Below are 14616 nucleotides of genomic sequence, written 5' to 3'. Positions count from 1 at the left end.
TTCAATATACTAGTGCTTGGTTTAAGTAGACGTCATCTCTTAGGCAAATGAACCCCTTCGATGTGAATGCTCGAACTGGGATTCTCTAGATTTCAAATTGTCGTATTAAAGCCAATACGGGATAAGAATTAACTAATTCTTATCCCGTATTGGGGTGTTACGGATTCGAGAACAAAAATAACGATCGATAAAGACTATTAGATAGAAATCCTCACATCACCTAGCAAAACAGGTTATTCATCTTTTTTCTTATCAATGTCTTTCATTCCTTCCTTGAAAGCTTTAAGACCTTTTGCAATATCTGACATTACTTGAGGCAACTTACCAGCTCCAAACAACACTAAGATGATTAATAAGATCACTAATAAGTGGCTGAAGCTCATTCCCATAATATCAATTTTATAAGTTTTAAGTTAGAATTACCTATAATATTATAGCAAATAGTTAATTTGATCTAGCATAAAAAATACAAATTTATCATCAACATCAATTTCGGATTAATTTGATTAATCCTAAATTGGAATGAGAATGTAAACAATCAGGCTTAAAGCGGTTTGACGCATAATTGTTAAATATTTCATTTGCTAATAATAGATTAAAATGCATTTGTGCCAGCCGCTTCAAGAATGCATTTTTCTAAGGTCATCATGAAAACATTTGAAACTAACATTACTAATATCTATGGTGTTCAAGGTAAGGTTTGGTTAGATGATTTGCCAAAAATTGTTCGTAAATTGGCTAAGGAGTACGGTTTATCTAGCTTAAATCCAGTTAAGAACTTGAGTTACCATTATGTCCTAGCAGGTTTCCAAGGTTATCAGCCAATTATCTTAAAGTTAGGGCTAGACATTGATGATCTTAAGAGAGAATCAACAGCTTTAAAAGTTTTTTCTAAATTTGGAGGTGTGAAGGTTTTAGCTGAAAGCACCGGCTTACTGCTAGTTGAGCAGGCTATTTCTAATATATCATTAAAATCCTATTTTCCTGTAAAAGATTACGAGGCTATTAAAATAGCATGTAATGTAATGAAAAGATTACACTATGCACCTTTGCCATCAGAAGGTTTTCCTTATGTCACAGATTGGTTAGCAGTATTAGATAAAGAATGGGATGTGCCAAATTACTACTTAGAAAAAGCTAGACAATTGCGAGATAAATTACTAGGCACATCGTCAATGTTAGTTTTACTTCATGGTGATTTACATCATGATAATATTCTGCAAAGTGGTGATAATTGGGTGGTTATTGATCCCAAAGGAGTTATCGGTGAAAAAGCATATGAGGTAGCAGCATTTATTCGTAATCCTCTCCCTGAACTCCTTGCTTTAGAAGATGTTGAAAGTATTATTGCAAATCGCATCATTAAGTTTGCAACTCTCTTGGATTTAGATACGGAGCGAATTAGCGATTGGTGTTTTGTCCAATCTGTACTTTCTTGGGTTTGGGCTTTAGAAGATGGTTCTGACGTACGTATGTTAGCAAAGCTTACAAAAATTTTTGATATAATCAATTGATGATAATTTGGTAACGTCGTCACTCGTCGCTCGCCTATTATCTATAGGCTTTCTTCTTCGGCTCCATCCTAGCATCAAATTCTTCTGAATTGGCTTTAATATAAGGAGAAATGCCCTCCTAAAAAAGGATTCTTATATCTAATTGAGGTTAGTATATTTATTTAGAATTCTCTTGATATTATTGAGCATGATAAGTTCATTTTTCTTTCTAGTAAATACATAATATATTACCTTACTTATAGTGGTGCGTTTTTTAACTTGCATAACCAACTCTTGTTGAACGATTGTTCGAATTGTCATTAGATTACCATTAATTAAAAATTGTGATAAAAATTGAAGCTGTTCAACACTAAAATTTGTTAGTAATATTCTAATAATTACCATAACATAACCTGCAGGAGTTGTTATATTAGTTTTCCTGACATGTTTTTTAAAACTTAAACTAGATGTTTTATTTAAATATTTGTCACTAAAAATTTCTACAAAATTTATTTCACATAATTGTTTTTTTACTTCTAACCTTTCTTGTTCAATTAGTCTTAACGTTTTAACTGAAGTAACATTGCTATTTATCTTATAATCAGCTGCAATTTTACATGTTATTACCTGTTGTACAAACTCTGCATAATTTAGCTCTTTTTTTAATAATGAAGTAATATTTTTAAATAACAACTGATACCTAGTTTTTAAAGCATTTTTAGTAAAACTATCTAAAGAAGCATATCGTTTGATAATTTTAACTTCAAGTTTTGCAGAAAATTTAGATTCAATAGAAGAAATCATTAAAGAAATAGTATGACCACTTTGGATATTTTGAGTTAACCTTTTTCTAATCTGAGCTAATATATAATTCAGATCAGAATCTTCTGTTATATTGAGCATCCTGATAGCATCTATATGCTTTGTAATATTAATTAAAATTTCATGCATAAAGACATTTTGCCGGAGTAAGAATCTTTCTATTATAGCGAACTCTGCATTTTCTATCTGATGTATTATTGCATTATAATTTTCAAATAATACTGAAAGCTCATACCCTGAATTATTAAGTTTACTGAAACTCTTCCTAAATTTTGATTCATCATGTATTCTTAGCAAAATATGGTTTATGGTCTGAGATTTAATAGATAAATCTTTTAGCCTATTATATAAGCAAATTAACTTAGCATTGGTTAACTCCATCAATACATTGTGATCATTTATTAAAAAATTAGTAATTTTTTTTAAAATGTATCCATAATCTACTGTATTCTCTACTATGTTCTCTTCTTTCAGTGTTAATAATATATTGGCATGAAATAACAATGGAACAGATTCTTTCTTTATGTCAATGGTATAATCAATCTGCCATAATTCTTTAATGAGCAACAATTGATCTAAAAGTAGATTTTGTTGCTCAAGCGATAAATTATCTAAATTCAAAACAATTGCAGTTGCCTGTAGATTATTTATAACATCTTGATTTTTAACATCTTTAGTTATTAATATACAACAATGTTGTACAAAGTTTCTAGCTAAATCCATTACAGGTTTTAGTGCCTTATTATTTTCTTCATGATGTAAAGTGGAAGAACTTTTTAAGCAATCAACCAATTGATTAAGAGAGGTAACAAAATTTGTTACCTCTTCCATTTGATATTTTTGTTGCTTTAACGTTTCAATAGAGAGAGGTCCGTAATGCTCAAGAACAGAGAGCAAGTTCTTTTGACTATCTAGACTAAGATAATCAAGCAAGTCACTATTCTGTTGTAGAATCTTTATAATATTAAAAGTACGTAAAGACCTTTTTAAAGTAATAGGATATTTACAAGACACGATGCATTCAGAGCTTAAAGAGACAAAACAGCCTTTTAATCTTTCTTCATACTTACTAATAACCTTAGTATTAAAATCTTTCATAATTAATTTTCTTATCGTGTTATTCAATATCTAGGGAGGAGAATCAATTAACTAATCAGAACATAAATTATACGGATGTATACCCATTTCATGCTTCCATCAAGCATTATATCAGTATCATCATGGTATCCCAATATATTTTTCACTTCTTCTTGGGTTGTGTTACCTTATTTGCAAATAAGACTTAATTATCACGAAAGTTACGAGGGGGTTCAAATCATTATAACAATATTTTTATTTTAACTAATAGTATTTTTGCATTTATTAGAAAAAATATTTATAGTATATAAATTAATTATTTTGTTACGAATAAGTAAAAATTTTTATTGCTTAAATATCAGTAAAACCTTATTTTTATAAGGACTTCTCATAAGAGATATAAAATCCTAGAGAGTAAAGTATTTAATTTAACTTAAAACTATATTAAAACTTATGCATAATATCCTTATCATTATAATTTCATTATTGTTAATATCATGTTCGGAAGAAAGTGATAAATCTAATAATAAAAACGAGCAACCTGATAATAAGGCTGAAGTGACTCAGGAAAAAGCTCCACAAGAAGAAAATAATGACAACCTTGCCAATGATAAATGGAATACAATAGTAAATCCTCAAGACAGTACGGCTTCAACTAATACGGAAGAACCTCTAGACACGGTAGAGGATTATGCTACTAACTCTATTGATAATGTTAGCTTGAAACAGATGCCTTATAAACCAACTTTCAATGTTAGCCAAAATGATATAGTTCTTGGTAATATTAAGGCAACTGTAGTGGTAGTTGAGTATTTTTCTCCAACTTGCCCACATTGTGCTTATTATCATGAAAAAATTCTACCTGAGCTTAAAAAGAAATATATTGATACCAATAAAATTGCTTATATAATTCGTGAATTTATCGGTAATAAGCAAGATTTAGATGCAGAAATTTTGGCACGTTGTCCAAATGATCTAGATAGTTTTCTTAAATTCCAAAGTGTAATACTAGCACAACAAGATAAATGGGGCAGTAGCAATAGATATCGTGAATTACTAACAAATATAGCTCAAATTGGTGGAGTATCCGCAGAAACTTATGCTAAATGTCTTAATGATAATAAAATTGTCGAAACATTACTTGCCAATACTAACCTTGCTGCTAGTTCACAAGGTTTTGTTGGTACACCCGCATTTTTTGTTAATGGCATACTAACAAATGGATATAGTTTAGAAATCCTTTCTAGGGTAATTGATAAAACGTTAGAAAACTCTAGTATCAAATCCGAAAATTAATACACTTACTTAATCTCAACTATTGATGTAACAAGTTAACCATAGTATCCTACATTTTTCTATAATCGTCATAGCAAGGCTCTTTAGATGCCCTGGCGATCTAGGTAAACAGCGAAGCTGTTTTTTTAGAGTAACGCTTCGCGTATCCTGATCTTGGATTGTTGCGTCGCCGCTTTTTCGCGACTCCTCGCTAATAGACGATCAGCAGCCATTTTAATGGTGGTTATATAAAAAAGTAGGGTATTATGATAACATACCTTCTATGTTATTTTTTTAGATTCCCGCCTACACGGGAATGACAGCGTTTTGACGTTAGTACTATAGTTGTAGTACTAGGGATGACATCGTTTTTGGCTAAAACCTTTTCTGTGGTTAGCTATATCATTTCTCTTTAAATGCTCTAAACATCGTATCAGTAATAGGATCAAGTAAATATCTCAGGAGAGTCCTTGTGCCAGTGACAATTTGAACTTCCGCTTGCATACCAGGATGTAACTCTAACTTTTTAGCTTTTGCAATCTTATTAAACTCATCCATATCAATCTCAATTCTAGCGATATAATAAGTGGTAGTATCTTGGCTTGGAGTATTTCTGTCTTGTACAATATCAGGAGATATTTTAACAACTTTGCCAGTAAATAACGGCGTTGTTCTAGATTTAAAAGCACTGAAGCGAATTTTTGCTACCAAGCCTTCATGCACTGAATCTATATTCTTGCTTGGAACTTTTGCTTCTATTATCAAATTATCATCAGTTGGAGAAATCTCTAGAATCGGATAACTTGGTGAAATCACCTGTCCTATTGTATGATAGTTCAATACATTTATAATACCATCAACTGGTGATTTAATAACCACTCGATTTAAAGAGTCCTGATGTGCATTAAATGCCTCTTTAAAACGAGCTACTAGCTCTTGTGTCTCTTTTAGTTCAGTCAGAGTTTTCTCTGTATATTTATTCTGTAAGTTAATAATGCTAATCTCACACTCTGTAATCGAATGCTTAATAGATGCAATCTCAGATTCTGCCATAGCTATCTCACTTTTGTACTGTGCTTCCTTAGCTTCTAAGTCTAATAAAGCGGCTTTATTGGCAAAACCTTTTCCATGCAATGTATCCATTGCCTTTAAACGATCCTTAACAACCTCTAGGGTTTTTACATTTGCAACTTTTTTAGCCTGCGTACCTTCAATTTTTTTATTTAATTGCTCGATCCTTTGATGTAAGGCATTTTTTTCACTTTTATATACTTCTTTTTTAGACTGAAATAAATTTTCTTGGGTATGTATAATCCTTGCTACTTCAGGTAAATTAATATCTTTGGTTAATAATTCTAAAAATTCAATCTGAGCTTGATTATCTCTCTCAGCAATTAAACGACTTTCCGTTGCTAAAGCATGTCTATATTGGCTTAAATTACTTTCATATGCTGACTTAATTCTTGTATCTTCTAGCTCTATTAATTTGTCACCTTCTTTAACTTGATCACCTTGTTTAACAAAAATATTAGCTATAATTCCACCTTCTTGGTGATTAATTGTCTTCTTATTACCACTCGTTATAACAACACCCAGTGCTGTAGCAGCACTATCAAGAGGAGCAAAACTGCCCCATACCCCTCCAACTAATACAAAAAAGATTATTACATACACTCCAAAAAGAATTGGGTATCTAGCAATTTGCACTACATCATTGCGATCAACATCATTATTTTTAGTAACAAAATTGACGAAACGATCAAGATAATATAATGTATTTTTAATGGCATTAGAAATCTTTACTATTACCTTTTGTGATACAATAGCTCCCTTTGTTTTTTTTGTGTGTGTTAAATCATTTTGTAGCGACAAAAGTTGTTTAAGTTGCTCCGCTGTAAATGCCGGCTTATTGTTATTTGACTTTTCTTCCATATTTAAAACTTATTCATTAATGTGGATTACACCATTTTGCAACAGTTTAACTCGATTTTGCATTTCTTCTTGAGTGCCATAAAGAGCTACCGCCCCCTCTTGTAATACCAAAATCTTATCTACCACCGATAATACAGAAGGTCTATGAGAGATAACAATTACAGCAATATTCCTAGATTTTGCTTGCTTTAAGCAATGTGATAGGGCTATTTCACCTGCTTCGTCAAGATTTGCATTAGGTTCATCTAAAATAAGTAATTTAGGATTACCATAAAATGCTCTAGCAAGACCAACTCGTTGCTTTTGTCCGCCAGAAAGATTAGAGCCTGCTATTCCAATATCTGAATCATAGCCATCTGGTAATCTTAAGATCATTTCATGAGCCCCAGCAATTTTAGCTGCCTCAATTACTTTTTCTGGCTCAGCATTTTCAGCCATCCTAGCTATATTTTGCTTTATACTACCACTAAATAACTCTATTCCTTGCGGCAAATATCCTACATGTTTACCAAAGTCTTCCCTGTTCCAACGATAAATTTCTCCACTATCAAGCCTAACAGTCCCTGACGATGCTTTCCATACCCCAACTAAAACTTTTGCTAAAGTTGACTTACCTGCTGCAGAAGGTCCTATAATTGCTAATATCTCACCAGGCTGCACCGCAAAGGACACTCCTTTTAAAATATATCTTGGTACTGGCGGTTGTGGTATATGTGGAGGAATTGGTATCGAATAATAAATATTTTCCACAGTTAAATGTCCTTCAACATTTAGAATTGGCATTGCTTCTTCTCTTGATTTATACGAAGCAAATAGTTGATTGATATTTTTATAAGATTTTATAGCTCCGCTCATACTTTTCCATAACTCAATAGCGTTATCAAAAGGGGCTAAAGCTCTACCAACTATAATGGAACTCATAATCATACCACCAGTAGTCATCTCTCTTCCTGAAGTACTAACAACAACATAAGCCCCAATACCAGTTACCAGCATCTGCATAACATTACGGATAAATCTTGAAAAATTAGAAATAGCACTATTACGGTAGCTAGCAATTGATTGCTTCTCCAAAGAAGCAATATTAAACTGATGCCAATTTGTCGTAACATTTTTCATCATGCCCATAGCTTCTACAACTTCTGAATTTCTATTGGCGATGTCAGCTTGCGTCATACCCTTTATAGAAAATTCAGTAGCTTCACCGAGAGTTTTATTAGTTGCAGCTGCATTAAAGAAAGCCGTAGATACAATAATAATAGCCCCAGCTAATGTAAGGATTCCAATATATGGATGAATTAAGAAAATTACTATTATATAGACAACACTCCAAGGAGCATCAAATAAAGTATTAATACCAGTGCTAGTTAGAAAGGTTTTTACTGTTTGGAAATCACGAAGTAACTGACTAGCCCCCATATTAGTACGAGTTGCAGAGGCTGAAATAGAGTGACCAAAAATTACAGGAGCAATTGTTTTATCCAACCATTCACCAACTTTAATTAGGGTGAATGATCTAGCAATTTGCAATAACCCATAAATAAAATAGATCGTACCAATAATAATAGACAACCACATTAATGTAAATAAGTTACCACTTCCTATAACCCGATCAAGAACTTGCAAGGAATAAAGAGGTGTTATCAACATTAACAAGTTAATAACAAACGCAAAACTAAAAACTATCCAAAACGCAATTTTGCATTTCTCAAGAGCAGTAGTTAGGGGATTTATTACTTGAGATACTAATGCACTATTATTTCTCATATTACCATTGTTATATTATATTTTTCTGAATTAATAATCTATATCATCTAACACAAATTAAATTAGCCTGTCCTGATAATAGTAGTTATCCGAACCTGATGGCTTCCTGGCTCTATTATATTTTTTACTGCTAATTAGTAAAAATTATACTATTTGTAATATTTTTTATTTGACTCTACACTATACGCAAAATAAATAATATGGCAACCTCTTTATTATACTTAGAGCTTAGAAGTATAACAGGGTAATTTAAAAATCACAACTAATGATAGAAAATACTAAATTATAGAAGCGAATAGTTGTCATCGCGAGCTACAAAGTGGCGTGGCGATCCAAATAAACAACTTGCTGTTTTATTTTTTGCCATTGCAACTTTTGGATTGCCATGTCGCCGTTTTGCGGCTCCTCGCAATGACATTTATGCATTTAAAAAACAAACTTTTCTATCATTAGTTGTAACTTTTAAATTACCCTGAAATATAACCTAATTACTTTTTCGACAAATATCCTTTTATCAACTCCTCAGCAATTTGTACAGCGTTTAAAGCTGCTCCTTTCCGTAAATTATCTGCTGTAATCCATAAATTAATGGTATTTTTTTGACTATGATCATTTCTAATTCGCGAAACATACACAAGATCTTTACCAACAACATCTATGGGAGAAAGATATTGTGTTTTATCCAAATGAGAATTAACTACAATAGAGTCTGATTCTTTTAGTATTTCTTCTATTTCTTTAGCATCTATCTCTCCGCTAAACTCAACATTCACTGAAATAGAATGACCAACAAACACTGGTACTCTTACGCAAGTTACACTAAATTTAGCATGTGATCCTATAATTTTTTCTAATTCCAAGGAAATCTTCGATTCTTCACTAGTAGAACCATCTTCATTAAAACTACCTATATAAGGAAATAAATTAAAAGCTATTTGCCTAGGAAAAATTTTAGGAGTGATGTCGCTAAAAACATATTTTGCCTTAGTTTGCTCGTAAAGCTCATCCATTCCTCTCTTTCCTGCTCCTGAAGTCGATTGATAAGTCGATATCACCATTCTCTTAATCTTTACTGCATTATCCAAAGGCTTTAATACAGTAGCTATAGGAGCAGTACAACAATTCGGATTAGCTATAATATTTTTAATAGTATAATCTTTAAGGCTAGCTAGATTGGCTTCTGGAACTATCAAAGGAACATCAGAATCAAGTCTGAAAAATGACGATTTATCTATAACTATGCAACCTTGCTCGACAACCTTGGGTATATATTTCATTGATATTTCTGATCCAGCTGCAAAAAAAGCAATATCTATTTTGCTAAAATCTACACTGTCTATGTCAGATATTTTTATAGTGCCATCTCCAAAGCTAACCTCTTTACCATTAGACTCACTCGAAGCTATAGCGTGGATATTATTAATTGGAAAATTTCTCTCAAACAAAATTTCTAAAGTTTCTCGCCCAACATTACCCGACGCACCAATTACCGCAATATTATATTGTTTTGTCATTTACATTTATTTTTTTATTATTCTTACAAGCTTCATGGATTGCCACGCTCACGTACGTTCGCTCGCAATGGCATATACGTCTATAAAACGTCATTGCGAGGAGACCGTAGGTCGACGAAGCAATTTATAATTTCACCGAATTTGGAATGAGAATATAGCAAACCAAATTAATTGACTATATCAACTTAGAAATAGTTTTTCCCCCTATAATATGGAAATGAAAATGGAACACACTCTGTCCAGACTTTACCCCTTTATTAGTAATCAAACGATAGCCATCTTGATCTAAACCAACTAGCGATGCAATATAGGCTAGTTTGGTGAAATAATCTTTAATTTCATTGCTAGAAGCTTTAAGGATAAAATCACTATAGTCAATATACTCCTTTTTTGGTATAATTATTATATGTATTGGAGCTACAGGATTTATATCATTAAATGCTATTAGATTATCATCTTCATATATTATCTCTGCTGGAATATCTTTACCAATAATTTTTACAAAAACATTATTCTTGTCATACATATTATACTCTCATTTTTATTATCTACTCCCAAATGTCAATATTTGAGATTACTATAACACATTTTTTTCATCCACTAAGCGTTCTAAAAATTTTAATTCAGCTTCTATCTCAGATTTTGCTAATATTATGTCTGTAAGTTGGTATTTCTTTTTTTGCAAATCATATTCTCTCATATCATCGCTGAAAAAACCAAATATCAACATAATGGCGAGTTGACTTACAGAAATAAAATTAGTACAACCTAAACTTGATATAAAAATACTTAATATCAAAGTAGTTATTAGTGGTAACCACATTCTATGATAGAATGCCCAAAACACGCTTAAAAATGCAGCAAATAATGAAAAACCTTGCTTGATAAGAATAAAATCATTATCTTTTTTTTGAGGATTAACATATATTGAATAAATATTCATAGGAAAGTCTTGTAATTACGATATTAAATGATTACTTAAATACCATAATAATAAACAAATAGCCAAACATCAATATTTCATCAATATTTAAAAGATTCTTTATGTCAGATAACTCGCCCGGTCCTGTCACATTACACGGGACTACTATACTTTGCTTAAGAAAAGGTGGGAATGTTGTAATCGTAGCGGATGGTCAGGTCTCCCATGGTAATACAATTTTAAAATCTACAGCAAGAAAATTAAGAGTCATGTTCAATAATAGTATTATTGCTGGCTTCGCTGGATCTACTGCAGATGCTCTAACTTTATTTGAAAAATTAGAATTAAAGTTGGAGAAATATTCGTATCAGTTACTAAGAAGTGCTGTAGAACTGGCAAAAGATTGGCGTAGCGATAAATATTTACGTAAACTTGAAGCAATGATGATCGTTGCAGATCAAAAAAATATATTAATTTTAACTGGTAATGGCGATGTAGTTGAACCTGATGGTGACGTTGCTGCCATTGGCTCTGGTGGATTATATGCACTGTCTGCTGCTAGAGGTTTAATGTCTTTTGACAATGACCTAACTGCAGAAGAGATTGCTTTAAAATCAATGAATATTGCAGCTGATATCTGTGTTTTCTCTAATCATAATATTATTCTAGAAAAAGTTAAAGTTATATGAGTATTAATCTTAAAAAAAAATCTATGGGATTAACTCCCGCTAAAATCGTAGCTGAACTTGATAGATTCATTGTTGGGCAATATAAAGCTAAAAAAGCTGTTGCGATAGCGTTGCGGAATCGCTGTAGACGTAGAAATGTAGACGAACCACTTCGTCAAGAAATCGTGCCAAAAAATATTTTAATGATAGGACCAACTGGCGTAGGTAAGACTGAAATCGCTAGGCGACTTGCTAAGCTTAGCGGCTCACCATTTCTTAAAGTAGAAGCAACAAAATTCACTGAAGTAGGATATGTTGGACGAGATGTTGAGTCAATAATACGAGACTTAGTGGAAATAGCTGTTAACACACAAAAAGCTAATGCTAAAAAAGCAGTGATTGCTAATGCACATTTAAAAACTGTAGAAAGGATTTTGGATGCTTTAGTCGGCAAATCAGCATCAACTGAAACTAGAGAAAAATTTTGTCGCAAGCTTGAAAAAGGTGAACTTGACAATACTGAAATTGAAATAAGTATAACAGATTCAGGTGGCTTATTTGGTAGTAGTAATTTTGAGATTCCTGGTATGCCAGGAGCTGCCATGGGCGTCTTAAATATTTCTGATATGATCGGCAAAGCTATCGGTACTAATAAAACAAAAACTAAGAAAATGCTGGTTAAAGATGCTCGTTTAATTATTTCTGCTGAAGAGTCAGAAAAATTGATCGATCAAGAAAAAATTACTCAAGATGCCTTAGTGCTAGTACAAAATGATGGTATAGTATTTTTGGATGAAATAGATAAAATCACCTCAAGATCTGAGGGAAAAAGTTCAGAAATTAGTAGAGAAGGAGTGCAAAGAGATTTATTACCTATTATTGAGGGTACAACAGTTAATACAAAACATGGTCCTATAGAAACTGCTCATATATTATTTATAGCATCAGGTGCTTTTCATTTATCAAAACCATCTGATTTGTTACCTGAATTGCAAGGAAGGCTACCTATTAGAGTAGAGTTAAGCTCACTCACTAAGGACGATATGATAAAAATTTTAATTGAACCAGAATCAAGTTTAATAAAACAATATTCAGCCTTAATTGCAACCGAAGGGGTAAAATTAAAATTTACTGATAATGCAATAGATAAAATTGCTACTTATGCAGCAAATGTTAATTTAGAAGTTGAAGATATTGGAGCAAGAAGGTTACATACTATTCTAGAAAATTTATTGGAGGAGATAAGCTTCAATGCAAGTAATACGAAAGAAAAAGAGATAGTTATTGACGAACATTTTGTCGACCAGCAATTATCAAAAATTATCAAGAATCTTGATCTAGTAAAATTTATTTTATAAAAATGATAGTTCACCTTGGTAGTTTAACTTTTAGCGGTATAGATATTATCGATGTTGATGTGCAAGTACAGATATCACTAGGGATACCTAATTTTACTATAGTAGGACTTGCTGATAAAACTATTGGCGAGTCTAAAGAACGAGTTAGAGCAGCACTTTCTTCAATAGGTCTTGCCTTGCCTGCTCAAAAAATACTGATAAATTTAGCTCCAGCTGATTTGGTTAAAGAAGGTAGTCATTTTGACCTTGCTATTGCTTGTGCTATACTTAGCAGCATGAAAATTTTACCAGCTGAGGAAATACAAGAATATCTAGTAATAGGCGAATTATCTCTAGATGGTTCTATTCTACCTGTCAGCGGGGCTTTGCCTGCTGCTATTGGAGCTTTGGCTAGAAATAAAGGGCTAATTTGTTCAAAATCTAATGGTCAGGAAGCTGCATGGTCTGGCAATAATAATATTTTGGTAGCAGGAAATTTAATAGAGTTAGTTAACCATTTTAAAGGCTCACAAATATTATCATCACCTGAATTAGAAATTGACACTACTATAATAAATTACCCTAATTTTAAAGATATCAAAGGACAAAAAGCCGCTAAGCGAGCTTTAGAAATAGCAGCCTCTGGTGGTCACAATCTATTAATGCTTGGTCCACCTGGTACTGGCAAATCTATGTTGGCACAATGTATACCTGGTATATTACCCAAAATGCGATCCGAAGAAATATTGGAGTGCAGTACTATAGCAAGCGTTGCAGGCAAGCTAGCAAACGGGAAACTATCAAGAGCTAGACCTTTTTCGTAACCCCCCACCACTCATGCTCGATAGCAGCGATGGTCGGCGGTGGGGTTGGTAAAAGAGTAAAACCTGGAGAGATCTCGTTAGCACATAACGGAGTGTTGTTTTTAGATGAATTACCAGAATTTCCACCTAACGTTATCGAATCTTTAAGGCAGCCAATTGAAACCGGAGAAATACTAATTGCTAGAGCAAATTCGCATATAAAATATCCTGCTAACTTTCAGTTAATAGCAGCAATGAATCCTTGTAAATGTGGTTATTTAAGCGATCCTCACAAAGCATGTTCTAAAGCTCCAAAATGTGGGAGCGATTATCAGATGCGAATTTCTGGTCCTATCATGGATCGATTTGATCTACATATAGAGGTAGGATCTATCGACTCATATAACTATGATTTAATAGAAGATGATACAGAAGAAGAGTCGGGGCAGATAGCATACAGGGTCGAAATGGCTCGTAATATTCAACAAACTAGATATGAAGGATATAATATCAAAACAAATAACCGTTTGGACGGACAGTTGCTTATCGAACATGCATTGCCAGTAGATGACGGTAAGGATTTACTCAATGAAGCCGCGACAAAATTTCGTATATCCATGCGTGCTTATAACCGTATCTTACGGGTTGCAAGAACTATAGCGTATCTAGACGCTTCTTCCAACGTCTACAGGATACACATTGCTGAAGCACTAAACTATAGAAGAATAGGGGGTAGCTTTTGAATTAACCATTAGTTGTGCTTCTGTATCATAGTACCCTAAATTTTTCTATAATCGTCATAGCAAGGCTCTTTAGATGCCGTGGCGATCCAAGTAAACAGCGAAGCTGTTTTTTTAGAGTAACGCTTTGCGTATCCTAGATTGCCGCGTCGCCGCTTTTTCGCGACTCCTCGCTAATAGACGATCAGCAGCCATTTTAATATTGGTTATATAAATGTAGGGTACTATGCTTCTATATACTACTATGATTTCAAGAGTTGATAGAC

11 protein-coding genes and 1 pseudogene are annotated in these 14616 nt (G+C 32.8%); 5 read left to right on the top strand and 7 right to left on the bottom strand.

All coding sequences use genetic code 11. The features are described 5' to 3' along the window. Positions 1-233 precede the first annotated feature (233 nt). Positions 234-389 carry a Sec-independent protein translocase subunit TatA gene (locus tag AAHM86_RS06605; RefSeq protein WP_342267727.1) on the bottom strand — a complete coding sequence of 52 codons (156 nt, stop codon included), beginning with the start codon at positions 387-389 and terminating at the stop codon, positions 234-236. A 258-nt stretch (positions 390-647) separates the two neighbouring features. On the opposite strand from AAHM86_RS06605, the gene AAHM86_RS06600 reads away from it, so the two are divergent. Next, the gene (locus AAHM86_RS06600; protein WP_342267726.1) at positions 648-1514 is read left to right on the top strand and encodes an aminoglycoside phosphotransferase family protein; all 867 of its coding nucleotides are present in this window, start codon (positions 648-650) and stop codon (positions 1512-1514) included. A 138-nt stretch (positions 1515-1652) separates the two neighbouring features. On the opposite strand, the gene AAHM86_RS06595 is transcribed toward AAHM86_RS06600, so the two are convergent. Further along, positions 1653-3413 carry a hypothetical protein gene (locus AAHM86_RS06595; RefSeq protein ID WP_342267725.1) on the bottom strand — a complete coding sequence of 587 codons (1761 nt, stop codon included), beginning with the start codon at positions 3411-3413 and terminating at the stop codon, positions 1653-1655. Positions 3414-3845: 432 nt separating this feature from the next. Here AAHM86_RS06595 and AAHM86_RS06590 point away from each other — a divergent pair, with 432 nt between their 5' ends. Continuing rightward, on the top strand, positions 3846-4688 hold the full coding sequence (locus AAHM86_RS06590; protein ID WP_342267724.1) for a DsbA family protein: 843 nt from the start codon (positions 3846-3848) through the stop codon (positions 4686-4688). 381 nt (positions 4689-5069) lie between these two features. Here the strand turns inward: AAHM86_RS06590 and AAHM86_RS06585 are convergent, their stop codons facing one another. From AAHM86_RS06585 to AAHM86_RS06565, 5 genes are all read right to left on the bottom strand, one after another. Further along, positions 5070-6599, bottom strand: coding sequence for an HlyD family type I secretion periplasmic adaptor subunit (locus tag AAHM86_RS06585; RefSeq protein WP_342267723.1), 1530 nt, complete (start codon positions 6597-6599; stop codon positions 5070-5072). A gap of 9 nt (positions 6600-6608) precedes the next feature. Continuing rightward, positions 6609-8366, bottom strand: coding sequence for a type I secretion system permease/ATPase (locus tag AAHM86_RS06580; RefSeq protein ID WP_342267722.1), 1758 nt, complete (start codon positions 8364-8366; stop codon positions 6609-6611). A gap of 488 nt (positions 8367-8854) precedes the next feature. Continuing rightward, positions 8855-9880: an aspartate-semialdehyde dehydrogenase gene (asd, locus tag AAHM86_RS06575; RefSeq protein ID WP_342267721.1), complete on the bottom strand. Its 1026-nt coding sequence runs from the start codon at positions 9878-9880 to the stop codon at positions 8855-8857. A gap of 175 nt (positions 9881-10055) precedes the next feature. After that, the gene (locus AAHM86_RS06570) at positions 10056-10406 is read right to left on the bottom strand and encodes an HIT domain-containing protein (protein WP_342267720.1); all 351 of its coding nucleotides are present in this window, start codon (positions 10404-10406) and stop codon (positions 10056-10058) included. 51 nt (positions 10407-10457) lie between these two features. Next, positions 10458-10823 carry a DUF2628 domain-containing protein gene (locus tag AAHM86_RS06565; protein WP_341747711.1) on the bottom strand — a complete coding sequence of 122 codons (366 nt, stop codon included), beginning with the start codon at positions 10821-10823 and terminating at the stop codon, positions 10458-10460. Between the two features lie 101 nt (positions 10824-10924). On the opposite strand from AAHM86_RS06565, the gene hslV reads away from it, so the two are divergent. The 3 genes and pseudogenes from hslV to AAHM86_RS06550 all read left to right on the top strand — a co-directional run bounded on the left by hslV (position 10925) and on the right by AAHM86_RS06550 (position 14353). Next, a complete protein-coding gene (hslV, locus tag AAHM86_RS06560; RefSeq protein ID WP_342267719.1) occupies positions 10925-11491 on the top strand; it encodes an ATP-dependent protease subunit HslV in 567 nt (188 codons plus the stop codon). Next, positions 11488-12828, top strand: a complete 1341-nt coding sequence (hslU, locus tag AAHM86_RS06555) for an ATP-dependent protease ATPase subunit HslU (protein WP_342267718.1) — start codon at positions 11488-11490, stop codon at positions 12826-12828. The genes hslV and hslU overlap by 4 nt, the downstream gene beginning before the upstream one ends. A gap of 2 nt (positions 12829-12830) precedes the next feature. Further along, positions 12831-14353 (top strand): annotated as a pseudogene (locus tag AAHM86_RS06550) (YifB family Mg chelatase-like AAA ATPase). The last annotated feature ends 263 nt before the right edge of the window (positions 14354-14616 follow it).

Origin of the sequence: Candidatus Tisiphia endosymbiont of Empis tessellata (assembly GCF_964031035.1) — a bacterium.
In the GTDB taxonomy this organism is placed as follows: domain Bacteria; phylum Pseudomonadota; class Alphaproteobacteria; order Rickettsiales; family Rickettsiaceae; genus Tisiphia.
This window is presented reverse-complemented; position numbering and strand designations above follow the sequence as displayed.